The following is a 16,636-nucleotide window of genomic DNA, read 5'->3' on the forward strand; positions in this document are numbered from 1 at the left end:
GGGCCCGCGCCGGGGAGCGGCGCAGGTCAGCGAGGGAGGAAACACGGCCTCGTCTGGACACCCCGGGCCCCTCGGCCCGACAATCGACGACGTGACGTCCTCCTTCGAGTTCCACACGTATCCCGCGCGGCTGTCGGACGCCCAGCGCGACCGTGTCCTCGGCGTGCTCAGAGAGGGTGCCGCGCAGGGCAAGCTGTCGCACGACACCTTCATGCGGCGCATGGAGCTCGTCCTCGTCGCCCGCCGCCCCGAGGAGCTGGCGGCCCTCACCTCCGACCTGGAAACCGGCGGACGCTGGTCCCACGGCCTGGTCCGCGCGGTGGGCGGGATCTCCGCCTTCCCGGGGCGGCTGCGCCGGGCCTGGCAGACCGAGCGGCTGCCCAAGCTGCTGCTCCCCGCCCCGGGCCCGTACCCGCTGCTCATCGGCCGCGACCCGGCGAACGGACTGCGCCTCAACCACGAGACCGTGTCCCGGCTGCACGCCGAACTCTCCGCCCGGAACGGCCGCTGGGTACTGCGCGACCTAGGCTCCACCAACGGCACCTGCGTCAACGGCCAGCGGCTCGTCGGCTCCATCCCGGTGCGGGACGGGGACCAGGTGAGCTTCGGCCGGATGAGCTTCCGCCTCACCGCCCCCTCCGTTCGCCCGCCCGAACTGCCGCCGCCCGCGCCCGGATCGTCCGCACGCCCGCCCGAACTGCCGCCGCCCGCGCCCGGGGCGTCCCCCCGCCCACCCGAGCCGCCGCCCCACGCGCCCGGGGCGTCACCCGGCCCGCCCCACGCGCCCGGGGCGTCCCCCCGCCCACCCGAGCCGCCGCCGAGGGGCCCCGGCCTTCCGCCCGCCTGACTCCCCTGCCGCATTCCCCTGTCCGGTCCCGCCGGGGCGGCGCTGCCGGGTCGCTGTGCGGACCGTTCCGGCGGCCCGCACCGAACCGCTCGTCCTCTGCCCGCCGCCGGAGCAGGCCCCCGCAGCCTGCCGCACCCTCACCCGAACGGCCGCACGCCGACTGCGGCGCGCCCCCGGCGGTGGTCCGCTGGGAGGGTGCGCGCCGACAGCCGGCGCACCGATCCCAGGGGGTGCGGGATGCCGGTCGAACGCCCCGACGCCCTGCCGGCCGCCCGCCGCCCGCACCGTCTCGCGGGCGGGCAGCCGGGACTGCTCGCGCCGGGCGCCACGACGGACCCCTACCGGCTGCGCCTCTACCGCCTGCTGCGGACCGACTACCCGCTCGGCTACGACCCCGGCCTCGGCGCCTGGCTGCTGAGCCGCTACGGGGACGTGGCCCTGGCCCTCACCGACCCCCGGTTCACCGGCTACCCGCACGACGGGGCGCCGCGCGGCCTGGCCCCCGTCCCGCTCGGCCTCTGCCGGGGCAGCCTGGTCTGCGTCCCGCCCGCCTCCTCGTGCCGCACCGCCGAACCCGCCGTCGAGCGCACCGCGTACGTCCTGGCCCGCCGGATCGCCGGGCGCGACCGGGCGGACCTGGTCGCCGACTTCTGCCGGTGGCTGCCCGCCGGCGCCGCCGCCGCCCCGGCGGCCGGGCTCCCCTCCCCGGACCCCGGCGCCCCGCGCCGGCCCGCCCGCCACCGGCGGACCGGCGACGAGCCCGGTGACTGCGCCGGGCCCACCGCCCTCCGCGAGCGCGCCCTCGCCTCGTTCCTCGCGAACATGCTGGACGATCCCGATCTGCTGGCCGCCGCGACGGCCGGAGACGTGCCCGGGACGCTGCTCGGGCGGGCCTGGGCCGAGACCCTGCGCCGCGACCCGCCGGTCCAGATCGTGCTGCGCCGCACCCGTACCGAGGTGGTCGTCAGTGGCGGCACACTTCCGGCCGACGCGCCCGTCGCCTGCCTCATCGGCGCGGCGGGCCGCGACCCGGCCCGGTTCGGCGCGCCCGACCGGTTCGACCCGCTGCGCGCCGACGCCGACCCGCTCCTCACCGGCCCCGCCGGCTGCCCCGCCGCGCTCCTCGGCAGGCTGGAGGCCGAGCACGGCCTGCGCGCCCTGCTGACGGCGATGCCCGGCATCCGCTGGGCCGACGGCTTCCGCCCGGTGGCGAGCGGCCTGCTGGTCCGCGGACCGCGCACCCTGCTCGTCCGCCCGTCCTGACGGGCACACCCCCCGAACCGGCCTCATCCCCGCACCCGCCGCAGCAGCGCCACCGGCCGCTCGGCGAACAACTCGGCCGCCGCCACCGCGCCGCCCGTGAACGCCCGGCCGGGCGTGGCCGACAGCAGGTCCCGCCAGGAGCCCGCGTCCGGCAGCTCCAGCACCGTGTCCCGCCAGCCGCCGCCCTCCGCCAGCCGCAGCGACAGCCGGGTCACCGCCGTGACCACCTCGCCCGACCGGCAGAACGCCGGCAGATGGGAGGCGGCCGGGCCACGGGCTGCCAGGGGCGCGTACGTCCCCGACTCCCCGAACACGTCCGGCAGTTCCCGCCGCAGACCCAGCGCGACCGCCGTCAGCGCCTGCTTCTCGTCCGGGACCGCGGGCCGCCGGAACGGCCGCCGGTTGTCCGGGTCGACCAGGGCCAGATACTCGCTCTCCGTGCCCTGGTAGAGGTCCGGCACCCCCGGCATCGTCAACTGCACCAGCGCCGCCCCCAGCACCTGGGCGCGCACATGCGGGGCGAGCGCGTCGGCGAACTCGGCCACCCGGGCCCGGGCCGCCCCCGACCCGCTGCCCGGACCGGCGGCCACGAAGTCCGACACCGCCCGCTCGTACGCCGGATCCGGCTCGGTCCAGCTGGTGAACAGGCCCGCCTCGCGCACGGCCTTCAGCAGTGCCGGCTCCAGCCGCGCGCACAGCTCCCCGGCCGGCAGATCCGCACAGCCGTACGCCGACTGCCAGGCCGCCCATGCCAGTTGCGGGTCCGGGGCCAGGACGGCGGTGGCCGCCGTCAGCTCCGCCACCAACGCCGCCCACCGCCGCGGACACTGGGACAGCACCGCGATCCGGGCCCGCACGTCGGCGCTGCGCTTGGTGTCGTGCGTGGTCAGCACCGTGCCCGTGGCGGGCCAGTCACGGGCGATCCGGGCGGCGAAGGCGTGGAACTCCTCCACGGACACGGCGGGCCGCCCCGGGTCCCCGCCCACCTCGGTCGCCGAGACCAGCGGAACGTACCGGTAGAACGCCGTGTCCTCCACCGACTTGGCGTGCAGCGCGGAGGCGGTCTGCGCGAACCGGGCGCAGAACGCCGTCTGTTCCTCCCCGCCACCGAGCCGCCCGAGCGCCAGCTCCCGCACGACGTCGACGGCCGCCGCCTCCTCCGGCACGGAGAACACCGCCTTCGCGTCCCGTACTGCCTCGTCGGTCCACGTCTCCCGCGCGATCCGCGTCGGCGGCTCGCCCGCCGTGACGTACGGCCGGTAGACGGGGACGCGCACCAGCAGCTCCCGGATCGCCGTCCGCAGCGCCCAGGGCGCGTGGTCGCGCAGCGCCGGGTCCCGCCGGCAGACACCGGCCGCCAGCCGGGTCAGCCAGGCCGTCTCGGCGGCCAGCTCGTGCGTCGCCACCCGGTACGCGGCCCGGCGCACCGTCGCCGTCCAGTCGCCGCCCCGGTCGCCGGGCGGGTCCGCGAACTCCCGGTAGTGGCCGAGCAGCTCCGCCGCCCCGGAGGGGTCGGTGAACAGCCCGTCGATCCGGTGCAGCGCGTCGTAGCCGGTGGTGCCCGCGACGGCCCAGTCCGCCGGGAGGCGCTCGTCGCCGGTGAGGATCTTCTCCACCACCGTCCAGCGGCCCCCGGTGGCCTCGTGCAACCGCTCCAGATAGGCGGCGGGGGCGGCCAGGCCGTCCGGATGGTCGATGCGCAGCCCGTCCAGCACACCGTCGCGCAGCAGTTCGAGGACCTTGGCGTGTGTGGCGTCGAAGACCTCGGGGTGCTCGACGCGCACCGCGATCAGCTCCGAGACGGTGAAGAAGCGCCGGTAGTTCAGCTCGGTGCGGGCCAGCCGCCACCAGCCGAGCCGGTAGTGCTGGGCGTCCAGCAGCTCCGGCAGCGGAAGGCCCGCCGTGCCCGCGCGGAGCGGGAACTCCAGGTCGTGGTAGCGCAGCACCTCCCCGTCCACGACGAGGTCGCCCCGTTCCCGGCCGAGCGGCCCCCCGAGCACGGGCAGCAGGATCTGCCCGCCGCCCGCCTCCCAGTCGACGTCGAACCAGTGGGCGTACGGCGAGGCGGGGCCCTCGCGCAGCACCTCCCACAGCCGCCGGTTGTGCCGGGGCGAGGCCGCCATGTGGTTGGGCACGATGTCCAGGACCAGGCCGAGGCCCTGCTCCCGGGCGGCGGAGGCGAGCGAGCGCAGCCCCTCCTCACCGCCCAGCTCCGCCCGGACCCGGCTGTGGTCGACCACGTCGTAACCGTGCGGGGAGCCGGGCACCGCCTCCAGGACGGGCGACAGATGGAGGTGCGACACACCGAGCGCGGCAAGATACGGCACGGCCTTCTCGGCGGCGGCGAACGGGAAGTCGGGCTGGAGCTGAAGCCGGTACGTGGCGGAGGGCGTCATGGACTCCTACGTACCCCGCCCGGGGCGCTCCGTGTCACCGCCGGCGGAACCTCACTCCCGCCGCCCGCCGCCCGCCGCTCAGGCGGGCCGCTTCAGCACGGTCAGGCTGCGCCCGATCAGCGTGACCCGCTCGCCCTCGGCCACCTTCGCCCCGGTCCCCGGCTCCACCCCGTCCGGCCGCGCGGTGTCGACGACGACCTGCCACTGCTCCCCGTGGCCGACCGGGATCGCGAAGTCCAGCGTCTCGGCGCTCGCGTTGAACATCAGCAGGAAGGAGTCGTCGGCGATCCGCTCGCCGCGCGGCCCCGGCTCCGAGATCGCGTGACCGTTCAGGAACACGGTCATCGCCTTGGCGTGGGCCGCCTGCCAGTCCTGCTGCGTCATCTCCTCGCCCTCCGGGGTGAACCAGGCGATGTCGGACAGCTCGTCGTGGGTGCCCTCCACCGGCCGGCCGTGGAAGAAGCGGCGACGGCGGAAGACCGGATGGTCGCGGCGGAGCCACACCATGGCCCGGGTGAACTCCAGCAGCGCCGAGGCGGGGGCGTCCGCCTCCTCCTCCGGGTCGGGCCAGTGCACCCAGGCCAGCTCGTTGTCCTGGCAGTAGGCGTTGTTGTTGCCCTTCTGCGTACGGGCGAATTCGTCGCCGTGGCTCAGCATCGGCACACCCTGCGAGAGCATCAGCGTGGCGATGAAGTTCCGCATCTGGCGGGCCCGCAGCTCCAGGACCTCCGGGTCGTCGGTCTCGCCCTCCGCGCCGCAGTTCCAGGACCGGTTGTGGCTCTCGCCGTCCCGGTTCTCCTCCCCGTTGGCGTCGTTGCGCTTGTCGTTGTACGAGACCAGGTCGTGCAGGGTGAAGCCGTCGTGGCAGGTGGTGAAGTTGATCGAGGCGAGCGGGCGGCGGCCGTCGTCCTGGTAGAGGTCGGAGGATCCCGTGAGCCGCCCGGCGAACTCCGCCAGGGTGCGCGGCTCGCCCCGCCACAGGTCCCGGACCGTGTCGCGGTACTTGCCGTTCCACTCGGTCCACAGCGGCGGGAAGTTGCCCACCTGGTAGCCGCCCTCGCCGACGTCCCAGGGCTCGGCGATCAGCTTCACCTGGCTGACCACCGGGTCCTGCTGCACCAGGTCGAAGAACGAGGAGAGCCGGTCCACCTCGTGGAACTGCCGGGCGAGCGTCGCCGCGAGATCGAAGCGGAAGCCGTCCACATGCATCTCGGTCACCCAGTACCGCAGCGAGTCCATGATCATCTGGAGGACGTGCGGAGACCGCATGAGCAGGGAGTTCCCGGTGCCCGTGGTGTCCATGTAGTAGCGCTGATCATCGGTCAGGCGGTAGTAGGACGCGTTGTCCAGGCCGCGGAAGGAGAGCGTCGGGCCGAGGTGGTTGCCCTCGGCCGTGTGGTTGTAGACCACGTCGAGGATGACCTCGATGCCCGCCTGGTGCAGCGCCTTCACCGCCTGTTTGAACTCCAGCACCTGTTCGCCGCGGTCGCCCCAGGAGGCGTACGTGTTGTGCGGGGCGAAGAAGCCGATGGTGTTGTAGCCCCAGTAGTTGGCGAGCCCCATGTCCGACAGCCGGTGGTCCTGCACGAACTGGTGGACGGGCATCAGCTCGATCGCGGTGACGCCCAGCTCGGTCAGATGGGCGATCACCTCCGGATGCGCGAGGCCCGCGTAGGTGCCGCGCAGCTCGGGCGGCAGCCCCGGGTGCAGCATCGTCAGGCCCTTCACATGGGCCTCGTAGATCACCGTGCGGTGGTAGTCCGTCCGGGGACGGCGGTCGTCGCCCCAGTCGAAGTATGGGTTGACCACCACCGAGCTCATGGTGTGCGGGGCCGAGTCGAGGTCGTTGCGGGCGTCCGGCCGGCCGAAGGGATAGCCGTACACCGCCTCGCCCCAGTCGATCTTCCCGGCGACCGCACGGGCGTACGGGTCCAGCAGCAGCTTCGCGGAGTTGCACCGCATCCCGCGCTGGGGCTCGTAGGGGCCGTGCACCCTGAAGCCGTACCGCTGCCCGGGCATCACCCCGGGCAGATAGGCGTGGCGCACGAAGGCGTCGGTCTCGCGGAGCTCCACCGCCGTCTCCGAACCGTCGTCGTGCAACAGGCACAACTCGATCCGGTGAGCGGCTTCGGAGAAGACCGCGAAATTGGTGCCGGCGCCGTCGTACGTGGCGCCGAGGGGGTAAGCGTGTCCCGGCCAGACCTGCATGATGAAGACTCTTCCACTTCTGATCCGGGTGCGGTGGCGTTCCTCGGCCCGTTACTCCCCGAATACTCCCCGAAAACGGGGCGCTCACCTAGGACGTCGCGCGGTGCGGCCGGGTCCTGTCGCCCGGTTCGGGCCGGCACCGGTCAACTTCGGACACTCCCGTGCCGCCCCGGACGTGCTTCCGGAACCCGTCACCCGACCGGAGTCCGGTTCCGCACCGGGAGCAGGGCGCCCAATCGCTATGAATCCGCTCACTCCGCCCGATCTCGCCGCAAGGAACAAGCCGCACGCACTGCGGAGTTGAGAAAGTCGCCTGCGCATCTGGCTGCGTCGGATCACGCTCCCGGAGTACCCTTCCTTGATCGTTGGGTGGGGGAGTGGAAGGCGGTACGCGGGTGAGCTCGGGAGGGTTCGAGCTACCCCCAGGTGACGCAGGTCACGAGGGGGAATCGACCGATGCGCCGCCCGGGGCGGTGTCCCTCGCGCAGCCCATGGAGATCGGTGCCGAGCTGGAGTGGGGAGCGGAGGCGTGGGGCGAGGTGCGCACCCGCGCCCAGCGGGCCGGGCGCGCCTATATCTGGCTGAATCTGGTCGAACAGCGTCTGCGGGCCGTCGTCGCCGCGGTGCTCCGGCCGATCTACGAGCCGGTCCACGGCGAGGAGTGGGTGGTGGCCGCGGCCGGACCGGCCGGGCAGGAGTGGGTGCAGCGCGCCGTCGCCGTACGCGAGGTCTCCCGCCGCAAGGGCTACCTGCTGGACCCGGCCGACGACAACGTCCTCAGCTTCCTGACGCTGCCGCAGCTGCGCGAGCTGATGGTCCAGCACTGGCCCTGCTTCGAGCCGTACTTCGACGACCGGCGCGACGTCGAGCTGGCCCTCGACGAGCTGGAGGTCGCGCGCAACGTCGTCTCGCGCAACCGCGCGCTGAACGAGGCGGTCCTCGCCCAGGCCGAACGCGCCTCCGCCCGGCTCCTGGACATCCTCGGCAGCGGTTCCGGGGCGCCCTCGGCCGACCGGCTGCCGGTGGACGCGGTGGAGGAGCTGGTGGGCGACCGGTACGCGGACGTGGTCTCCGTCCACCCCGACCGGGTCCGGCTCCAGCGCCAGCTGCCCGCCGAGGACCTCTTCGGCGGGGCGCGGCGGCTCGACGCCATCGGCATAGGTCTCAACCTCCTCGTCCAGAACTTCTCCGGCCGCCGGCTCGTCCGGCTCGCCGAATCGGGCTGCCGGGTCCGGTTGCTGTTCATCAACCCGGCCAGCAGCGCGGTGCGCCGCCGGGAGCGGGAGCTCGGCCTCAAGAAGGGCGAGCTGAGCCGTTCGGTGGAGATGAACATCCTGCACATGCGCCGGGTGCGCTCCAAGCTCCGCGATCCGGGGGCGTTCGAGATCCAGGTGTTCGACGAGACCCCGCGCTTCACCGCCTACCTGGTGGACGGCGACGGCCCGGACGCCGTGGGCGTCGTCCAGCCCTACCTGCGGCGGGCCCGGGGCATGGAGGCACCGGTGTTGGTGCTGCGCGGCGGGGGCAGGCGCACGGTGGTGCGGGCGGGGCAAGACAGCGAGCACGGCCTCTTCGAGACGTACCGCGAAGAGTTCGAATCGGTCTGGACGGACTCCCGGCCGGTCTCCTGACGGGCCCGCCCGCTCCTGCCGGGCCCGCCCCGGGCTTCTGACGGACTGTGGTGCCACGGACCTCCCCGGGGCTCTGTCAGTGGCCCGTGCGAAGGTGGTCAGCACATGGGGGAGCGCACCACGAAGGAGGTATCGGGATGAGCTGGCACCGGGGAACACTGGTCGGCTTCGACCTGGAGACGACGGGGACCGACGTCGAGAACGACCGGATCGTCACCGCCGCACTCGTCCGGCTGGACGCGGACGGGACGGTCGCCGAGCAGCGGACCTGGCTGCTCGACCCGGGGGTGGTCATACCCGAACAGGCGTCCGCGATCCACGGCATCGGCACCGACCACGCCCGCAAGCACGGGGCGCGGGCCGTCTCCGCGGTCGAGGAGATCGCCCACGCGGTCGCCGAGGTGCTGCGCTCGGGTGTCCCACTGGTGGTGATGAACGCCCGTTACGACCTCTCGCTGCTGGACCGCGAATGCCGCAGGCACGGGCTGCCGTCGGTCGAGGAGCGGGTCGGCGGGGCGCCCTCACCGGTCATCGACCCGCTGGTGATCGACAAGCACGTCGACAAGTACCGCAAGGGCAAGCGGGCCCTCCAGGCACTGTGCGACCACTACGGGGTCACGCTCGACGGAGCGCACGAGGCGAGCGCCGACGCGGTGGCCGCGGTGCGCGTGGTGCGCCGAATGGGAGAGCGGCACCGGCCCGTCGGCACCCTGCCGCCCGCCGAACTGCACGCCCTTCAGATCAGGGCGGCCGCCGAGCAGTCGGCCTCGCTCCAGGCATACCTGCGCCGCTCGGACCCCGCGGCCGTGGTCGAGGCGTCCTGGCCGGTGATCCCCCGCAGCCGCTGAGCCGGGGCCGACGGGCCGGAATCCCTCTCCGCGTCAGTCGGCGGCGGGGGAGGCCGTGTCGTCGGCCTTGATGTCGAAGTTGATCTGACCGCCGTCGACCGAGGTGACGGTCGCCGTCACGCCCAGGGTGCTGCCGTCGCCCGCGGTGAGGGTGCAGCGGGTCTCGGTGCCGACCTTCCCGACGAGGTCCTCGGGGCACGTGACGTCCGGTTCCGGCTGGCCCGTCGTCTCGGCGAGCTTCTTGGCGACCGTGGCGGACAGCTTGTCCTTGGACAGCTTCGACTCGGAACTCCCCACACTGACCGAGGCCGAGCAGCCGACGAGCAGCGCTCCGGCGGCCAGGACCGCGAGGCTCCACGTCACTGCGGTCGAGCGGGCTATGGGCATGGGAAGGATCCGTTTCGCAAGGTGCGGGACAGTCGGCGGAAGCATACGTGGCACCGTGCGGCCGGCAGGCCGCCGGAGGGTGCCGGGGCGCCGATCAGAGCTTGCCGAAGATCACTCCGCGCCAGGTCCAGCCCGACTTGAGGGCGGTGCCCCGCAAGGGGGCTGTCAGCTGCGCGCTGTCGAAGCTGAACGACTCGGTCGCCTCCAGACGGCCGCTCTCCCCCCGCTGGAAGGTGTAGCGGCGAGAGACGGTCCTGCCCCCGCCGCGGCCGTACTCCGCCGAGGTCTGGAGCCGCGGAGGATTTCCGACGCGGGTGACTTCCCAGCTCTCCTCGACGGCACGCACCTCGGGGACGTCCTCGGCCAGCCGCATCCGGATCCGGATGGCGTGCGTCAGCTGGGACCCGATGAAGAAGGTCTGCCAGGCGGGCTCGTCGATCCGCCACTCCGCCACCAGATCGGCTCCCTGCGCCGAGCCGTCGCTGATGACGTAGGGAACATCCGGCCGGTTGAGACCGAGCAGAGCCGCCCGCAACTCCTGGGCCGGACAGGGCGCCAGCCCGGCCTCGGGGTGCTTGGTTCCGGTCAACTTGTCGAATAATCCCATGAGGTCAACCTATGAGTGGTCGGAACAGCGGTGCAAGAAAGGGCCGGTCGCTCCGGCGGGCACTTCCTAGGGCGTCGCGCCGGTGTCCGGGCGGACCGTGCGCACGAAGTCCCGGAAGTCCTCCACGACGTCGCCGTGCTGGGCCGCGGTCACCGTCAGGATCAGCCGGATCACCGCCCGCTTGCTCGGATCGTCGACGTCCAGCGTGGACAGATAGACCTGCGACTGGATGAGGTCGCGGAGCGCTCCCCCGGCGACCGCCGAGATCGCGAGGGTCTGGGTGAAGCCGGGAGCGTCCTCGGAACCGACCTCCCGGCGTTCGGCGACGTCGACCGAGGCGGCGGGCCCGCGCAGGTTCGCCACCGATTCGTCGGCGATCTCGGGGAGCGTCGCCTGGTCCGGGCGGAACGCGCCGTCGACCGTGATGTTCGCGGTGAATCCCGCATCCGGGTGCGGGTGCAGGGCGACGAACGCCGCGCCCGGCGCGCCCACCCCGTCCGGCGGCGTGGCGCGCCAGCCGTCCGGCAGTTCGAACGCGATCGGTGCGGGCAGGGTGGTGGTCATCCCGGTCTCTCCTTACGATAACGGTGTGCTCACGGCAGCGGGTCCGCGCCGGCGTACGTCAGAGCAGGCTGCCGATCCCGTCTCCTACCCAGCTCGCCGCATCGCCCACGGCCCCGGCAGCATCGCCCACCGTATCGACGACCTTCCCCGGGTCGACGGTGAACTCGAAGCCCACGGCGCCGAGCTTGCGAGCTTCTGCTCGCCGCCTTCTCCGGCACCCATGGGCAACCCCCGTTGCAATCGCATCTGTTCGGCCTGACGGCCACGACGCATAGTGCGGAAGGATCACTGGTCGCCGGACTGCGGTCCCCCGGCCGCTCAGAAGGGGTACCACCGGACCTCGGGATCGTCCTCGCGCAGGGACGCCACCCGGCGGCGGAATTCGGCGAGCGCCTTCGGGTTGGCCGGGGCGTGCTGGGAGACCCAGGCGCAGCTGGCCGTCTCGCGGGCGCCGCGCAGCACCGCGCACCCCTCCCACTCCCGGACGTCCCAGCCGTACGCGGAGGTGAAGGCGTCGTAGGCCGCGGGGTCGAGGCCGTAGCGGTCGCGGGAGAGGGCGAGGACGACCAGGTCGTGTTCGCGCAGATCGTCGGAGAAGGTCTCCAGATCGACCAGGACGGGGCCGTCGGGGCCGACGTGGACGTTGCGCGGGAGCGCGTCGCCGTGGATCGGCCCCGGGGGCAGCCGCGGGACGAGCGCGGCGGCCGCGGCCGCGAAGGCGTCGCGGCGCTCCCGGAGGTAGTCGGCGTCCGCCGGGTCGATCGCGTCCCCCGCCAGGCTCAGCCACCGCTCCACGCCGCCCAGGAGTTCGCGGCGCGGCAGGGTGAGGCCGGCCGGGGCGGGCAGCGCGTGCACCAGGGAGAGCAGTGGTGCGAGGTCACGGGGCTCGGCGGGGCGCACGGGGTCGGGAAGCCGGTGCCACAGTGTCACGGGGTGGCCCTCGACCAGGCGCGGCCGGCGTTCGGCCGCGCGGACGGCGGGGACTCCGGACGCGGCGAGCCAGTCGGCGAGGGCCACTTCCCGCTCGGCCCGCGCGCGGAGCTCAGGGTGTCCGGTGGCGTCCCGGCCGACCTTGATCACCAGGCCATCGGCCGCGAAGACCGCGTTCTCGCCCAGCGCGAGCAGTTCCGCCGCGCCGGAGTACCCGGCGGCCGTCAGTACGTCGCGTGCGCGCTTTTCGTCCATGGATGCGATTTTCGCATCCCAGCAGGCCACCTTGACGAACCGATGAGCCGTCAGCACGATGACGGAGGCTTTCCGGGCGGCCAGAACAGGACAGAAGCATATTTTAGACGCATCAGTGAGATAAAAGACGGAGAGGTTCCCTTCGTGACATCGGTGGCCGCGGCGAAGCGGTCCGGACCGGACGGCCCGAACGGTGGGCGCGACGGACGGGACGGGCACGGGGGCTGGCGGACCGGACAGGGCGGCCGGCGCGGACCCGCGGGGAGGCCGCCGCGTCCCGGGCGCCCGGGACGGCCGGAGCGCAAGGCGTTCGGGGACGGGGCCGCCTGGTTCCTGGTGCTGCCCGCGCTCATCCCGATCCTGATCCTCAGCGTCGGACCGCTCCTCTACGGCATCGCCCTCGCCTTCACCGACGCGCAGTCCGGCCGCACCCGCTCCACCCAGTGGATCGGCACCCTGAACTTCCAGGACCTGCTGCACGACACCTTGTTCTGGGACTCGTTCCGGATCGGCCTGCTCTGGGCAGTGGGCGTCACCGTCCCGCAGTTCCTGCTGGCACTCGGCCTCGCCCTGCTGCTCAATCAGAACCTCCGCATGCGCTGGCTGGCCCGGGCGCTGGCGATCATCCCCTGGGCGATGCCCGAGGTCGTCGTCGGCATCATGTGGCGGCTCGTCTACAACCCGGACGCCGGCATCCTCAACGAGACCCTCCGCGACCTCGGACTCGGCGACGGCCGGGACTGGCTGACCGGCCTCGCCACCGCGCTGCCCGCCGTGGTCCTCGTCGGCGTCTGGGCGGGCATGCCGCAGACCACCGTGGCCCTTCTCGCCGGCCTCCAGAACACCCCGCGCGAACTGCACGAGGCGGCAGCCATGGACGGGGCCGGTGCCTGGCGCCGCTTCCGTACGGTCACCTGGCCCGCCCTGAAGCCGATCGCGCTCGCCGTCTCCGCCCTCAACCTGATCTGGAACTTCAACTCCTTCGCCCTGGTCTACGTCCTGACCAGCGGCGGACCCGGTGGCCGGACCCGGCTGCCGATGCTCTTCGCCTACGAGGAGGCATTCCGCTACGGGCAGTTCGGCTACGCGGCGGCGATGGGCTGTGTGATGGTCGCGGTGATCTCCGTGCTCCTCGCCCTCTTCCTCGTCGGCCGGCTCAAGGGAGGCGGGGACCGATGAGGCGGGGACCGACGGGACGAGGGCCGACCGGGCGGCGATCGACGGGGCGCGGGCCGGCGCCGCGTGCGTCGACGGAGCGTGAATCGACGGGGCTGCGCACCGGCAGGCCCGCGCGCGCCGCGCAGTACCTGGCCCTGCTGGCGTACCTGGTCTTCCTGGCGTTCCCGTTCGTGTGGCTGATCTCCACCGCCTTCAAGCCCGCCCGCGAACTGGGATCGCTGCACCCCACCTGGATTCCCGAGCAACCCACCCTGGACAACTTCCGGCAGGCGTTCGACGAGCAGCCGCTGTTCCAGGCCGCCGCCAACTCCCTGACCGCCGCCGTCGGGGCGGCGGTGATCGCCGTCGTGATCGCCACCCCGATGGCCTATGTGATGGCCCGCCACCGAAGCCGCCTCGCCACCGCGGCGACCGGCTGGGTCGTGGTCAGCCAGGCGTTCCCGTTCGTTCTGGTGATCATCCCCCTCTTCCTCGTCCTGAAGAACCTCCATGCGATCAACACCCTGTGGGGGCTGGTCCTCGTCTACGTCGTCTGGTCGCTGCCCTTCGCGCTGTGGATGCTCACCGGATACGTCCGGGCCGTGCCGGTTGAGCTGGAGGAGGCCGCCGCCGTCGACGGCGCGGGCCGGGTGCGGACCCTCGTCTCCGTCGTGGCTCCGCTGCTCGCACCCGGGATCGTCGCCACCGTGCTGTTCGCGTTCATCACCGCGTGGAACGAGTTCTTCTTCGCGCTCGTCCTGCTCAAAACCCCGGAGAAGCAGACCTTGCCGGTCGTCCTCACCCACTTCCTCGGCGCGGAGGGCGTGGCCGACCTCGGCCCGCTCGCCGCGGCCGCGTTCCTCGCCACGCTGCCCTCCCTCGTCCTCTTCGCCCTCATCCAGCGCCGGATCACCGGCGGGATGGCGGCCGGGGCGGTGAAGAGCTGATGCGCGCCCCGATCCGGCGGGCGGCGACCGCGGTCGCCGTACTGGCCCTCCTGCTCACCGGCTGCTCCGGCGGCGGGGACGGGCGGGACGCGGACGGCACGATCCGGCTCCGGTTCCAGTCGCTGGCCTGGCAGAAGGAGTCCGTCGACGCCAACAAGCGACTGGTGAAGGAGTGGAACGCGGCCCACCCCGGCATCCAGGTGGACTACGTCCAGGGCAGTTGGGACAGCGTCCACGACCAGCTGCTCACCTCCTTCGAGGGCGGCGAGGCCCCCGACGTCATCCACGACGCCTCCGACGACCTGGCCGACTTCGCGTACGGGGGATACCTCGCCGACCTCCGCCCGCTGCTCCCCGAGCGGCTCAAGGCCGACATCCCCGAGCGGTCCTGGCGCACCACCACGTTCGGCGAGGGGATCCACGGGGTGCCCTTCCTCCAGGAGCCCCGGGTCCTGATCGCGAACACGAAGCTGCTGGAGGCGTCGGGCGCGCGCGTCCCGACCCCGGAGCGTCCCTGGGGCTGGGAGGAGTTCCGGCGGATCACCGAGGAGCTGACGGGCCGGGGTCGGTACGGGGTCGCCTGGCCGCTCAAGGAACCGGTCTCCGTCACGCTCAACCTGGGCCTGTCCGGCGGCGGGCGGCTCTTCCACCGTGACGAGGACGGCAAGGCGGTCCTGCGCTTCGAGCGGGGCGACGGGGTGGTGGCCGGCACCATCCACGACCAGGTCAACACCGACGAAAGTGCCGCCCGCGGCGCCCTGGGCATGGGCGGGTCGGACGCGCTGCCCGGGTTCTTCGGCGGCAAGTACGCGATGCTTCCGCTCGGGTTCTCCTACCGCCAGCAGGTCATCCAGCAGGCCCCCGAAGGATTCGACTGGACGGTCCTGCCGATGCCGGCGGGCGCGGGCGGCGCGGTCCAGGGCGTGAGCCCGCAGACGCTGTCGGTCGCCGAGGAGAGCCCGCACAAGAAGGAGGCCGTCGCGTTCATCGACTTCCTGCTGCGGCCCGCGAACATGGTGCGCCTGGCCCGGGGTGACTGGATGCTGCCCACGGGAACGGAGGCGCTGGCCGACCCGTCACTGCGCGGCGCCGAGCACGGCTGGGCCGTCGGCACCGCGCTCGCGAAGGGGCTGCGGCCCGCGCCGGCCCAGTCGGTGCGCGGTTATCCCGAGTGGAAGGACAAGGTGGCGACCCCCGCGCTCCAGGAGTACTACAGCGGCGCGATCGGCGCCGACGAACTGCGCGAACGGCTGGTGGACGACGGGAACCGGGTGCTGGCCCGGTACCAGCGCTGAACCGGACCCGATCCGGACGCGACCGCAACCCGATCCAGCAGCGCAAAAACGTTGCACGAGACGTATCGTCTCGCCTACGGTAGGCGGCATGACGGAATCACCGCGTGCCCACATCGCCATGTTCTCCATCGCCGCCCACGGACATGTGAACCCGAGCCTCGACGTCATCCGCGAACTCGTCGACCGTGGGCACCGTGTCAGCTACGCCATCCCGGCCTCCTTCGCCGAGAAGGTCGCCGGAACCGGCGCCCGGCCGGTGATCTACACCTCGACCCTGCCGACCGACGACGACCCCGACGCCTGGGGGACCGAACTGATCGACAACATCGAACCCTTCCTCGACGACGCGCTCCAGGCGCTCCCGCAACTCGCCGAAGCCTTCGCGGGCGACGAGCCCGACCTCGTCCTGCACGACATCACCTCCTATCCCGCCCGCGTCCTCGCCCACCGCTGGGGCGTCCCCGCCGTCTCCCTCTGGCCCAACCTGGTCCCCTGGGAGGGGTACGAGGAGGAGGTCGGGGAGCCGATGACCGCCGAGCTGAAGCAGACCGAACGCGGCAAGGCGTACTACGCGCGCTTCGACGACTGGCTCGCCGAGAACGGCCTCGGCCATGTCTCCAGCGACGACTTCGTCGCCCGCCCGCGCCGCGGACTCGTCCTGATCCCCGAGGCGCTCCAGCCGAACGCGGACCGGGTGAACCGCGAGATGTACACCTTCGTCGGGGCCTGCCAGGGCGACCGGGCCGACCAGGGCGAGTGGACCCGGCCGGCCGGGGCGGAGAAGGTCCTGCTGGTGTCGCTGGGTTCCTCGTTCACCAAACAGCCCGCCTTCTACCGGGCGTGCGTCGACGCCTTCGGCGACCTGCCCGGCTGGCACGTGGTGCTCCAGATCGGCGCGCACGTCGACCCCGCCGAACTCGGTGACGTGCCGGACAGCGTGGAGGTGTGCTCCTGGGTGCCGCAACTGGCGGTCCTCAAGCAGGCCGACGCCTTCATCACCCACGCCGGTGCGGGGGGAAGCCAGGAAGGACTCGCCACCGGCACCCCGATGGTCGCCGTCCCGCAGGCGGTGGACCAGTTCGGCAACGCGGACATGCTCCAGTCGCTGGGCGTGGCCCGGCGCCTTTCGATGGAGGAGGCCGACGCCGCGACCCTGCGCGAGGCGGTGCTCGCCCTGGTGGGCGATCCCGAAGTGGCCGCCCGCTGCGAGCGCCTGAGCGAGCGGACGGTGCGGGAGGGCGGCACCCCGCGGGCCGCCGACCTCATCGAGGCCGAACTGCCCCGCTGAGCGGCACCGCCC

13 protein-coding genes and 1 pseudogene are annotated in these 16,636 nt (G+C 73.0%); 8 read left to right on the forward strand and 6 right to left on the reverse strand.

Annotated elements, in window-relative coordinates:
* Nucleotides 1-91: 91 nt before the first annotated feature.
* On the forward strand, nt 92-847 hold the full coding sequence (locus tag ACIQMU_RS18610) for a DUF1707 and FHA domain-containing protein (RefSeq protein ID WP_352240627.1): 756 nt from the start codon (nt 92-94) through the stop codon (nt 845-847).
* Between the two features lie 237 nt (nt 848-1,084).
* Nucleotides 1,085-2,110: a cytochrome P450 gene (locus ACIQMU_RS18615; RefSeq protein ID WP_402689241.1), complete on the forward strand. Its 1,026-nt coding sequence runs from the start codon at nt 1,085-1,087 to the stop codon at nt 2,108-2,110.
* 23 nt (nt 2,111-2,133) lie between these two features.
* Here the strand turns inward: ACIQMU_RS18615 and treY are convergent, their stop codons facing one another.
* Together treY and glgX are read right to left on the reverse strand one after the other, a co-directional pair.
* The gene (gene treY, locus ACIQMU_RS18620; RefSeq protein WP_402689242.1) at nt 2,134-4,506 is read right to left on the reverse strand and encodes a malto-oligosyltrehalose synthase; all 2,373 of its coding nucleotides are present in this window, start codon (nt 4,504-4,506) and stop codon (nt 2,134-2,136) included.
* Between the two features lie 78 nt (nt 4,507-4,584).
* Nucleotides 4,585-6,714, reverse strand: a complete 2,130-nt coding sequence (glgX, locus tag ACIQMU_RS18625) for a glycogen debranching protein GlgX (RefSeq protein WP_352240630.1) — start codon at nt 6,712-6,714, stop codon at nt 4,585-4,587.
* Nucleotides 6,715-7,109: 395 nt separating this feature from the next.
* On the opposite strand from glgX, the gene ACIQMU_RS18630 reads away from it, so the two are divergent.
* Nucleotides 7,110-8,345, forward strand: a complete 1,236-nt coding sequence (locus ACIQMU_RS18630; RefSeq protein WP_352240632.1) for an SAV2148 family HEPN domain-containing protein — start codon at nt 7,110-7,112, stop codon at nt 8,343-8,345.
* 137 nt (nt 8,346-8,482) lie between these two features.
* A complete protein-coding gene (locus ACIQMU_RS18635; RefSeq protein WP_352240634.1) occupies nt 8,483-9,193 on the forward strand; it encodes a 3'-5' exonuclease in 711 nt (236 codons plus the stop codon).
* 33 nt (nt 9,194-9,226) lie between these two features.
* Here the strand turns inward: ACIQMU_RS18635 and ACIQMU_RS18640 are convergent, their stop codons facing one another.
* The 4 genes from ACIQMU_RS18640 to ACIQMU_RS18655 all read right to left on the reverse strand — a co-directional run bounded on the left by ACIQMU_RS18640 (nt 9,227) and on the right by ACIQMU_RS18655 (nt 11,936).
* Nucleotides 9,227-9,580 carry a DUF4333 domain-containing protein gene (locus tag ACIQMU_RS18640; RefSeq protein ID WP_352240635.1) on the reverse strand — a complete coding sequence of 118 codons (354 nt, stop codon included), beginning with the start codon at nt 9,578-9,580 and terminating at the stop codon, nt 9,227-9,229.
* Between the two features lie 94 nt (nt 9,581-9,674).
* Complete coding sequence (locus tag ACIQMU_RS18645) at nt 9,675-10,187, reverse strand: hypothetical protein (RefSeq protein ID WP_402689243.1); 513 nt, start codon at nt 10,185-10,187, stop codon at nt 9,675-9,677.
* Between the two features lie 66 nt (nt 10,188-10,253).
* Nucleotides 10,254-10,751, reverse strand: a complete 498-nt coding sequence (locus tag ACIQMU_RS18650; RefSeq protein ID WP_402689244.1) for a hypothetical protein — start codon at nt 10,749-10,751, stop codon at nt 10,254-10,256.
* A 318-nt stretch (nt 10,752-11,069) separates the two neighbouring features.
* A complete protein-coding gene (locus tag ACIQMU_RS18655) occupies nt 11,070-11,936 on the reverse strand; it encodes an aminoglycoside phosphotransferase family protein (protein ID WP_352240638.1) in 867 nt (288 codons plus the stop codon).
* Between the two features lie 144 nt (nt 11,937-12,080).
* Here ACIQMU_RS18655 and ACIQMU_RS18660 point away from each other — a divergent pair, with 144 nt between their 5' ends.
* The 4 genes and pseudogenes from ACIQMU_RS18660 (at nt 12,081) to mgt (ending at nt 16,624) form a co-directional block, all read left to right on the forward strand.
* Nucleotides 12,081-13,115 carry a carbohydrate ABC transporter permease gene (locus tag ACIQMU_RS18660; RefSeq protein WP_402689245.1) on the forward strand — a complete coding sequence of 345 codons (1,035 nt, stop codon included), beginning with the start codon at nt 12,081-12,083 and terminating at the stop codon, nt 13,113-13,115.
* Nucleotides 13,112-14,041, forward strand: coding sequence for a carbohydrate ABC transporter permease (locus ACIQMU_RS18665; protein ID WP_352240640.1), 930 nt, complete (start codon nt 13,112-13,114; stop codon nt 14,039-14,041). Before ACIQMU_RS18660 ends, ACIQMU_RS18665 begins: the two co-directional genes overlap by 4 nt.
* A complete protein-coding gene (locus ACIQMU_RS18670; RefSeq protein ID WP_352240641.1) occupies nt 14,041-15,336 on the forward strand; it encodes a sugar ABC transporter substrate-binding protein in 1,296 nt (431 codons plus the stop codon). The genes ACIQMU_RS18665 and ACIQMU_RS18670 overlap by 1 nt, the downstream gene beginning before the upstream one ends.
* Before the next feature lie 51 nt (nt 15,337-15,387).
* Nucleotides 15,388-16,624 (forward strand): annotated as a pseudogene (gene mgt, locus ACIQMU_RS18675) (macrolide-inactivating glycosyltransferase).
* The last annotated feature ends 12 nt before the right edge of the window (nt 16,625-16,636 follow it).

The organism is Streptomyces sp. NPDC091649 (genome assembly GCF_044756785.1).
Lineage (GTDB): Bacteria > Actinomycetota > Actinomycetes > Streptomycetales > Streptomycetaceae > Streptomyces.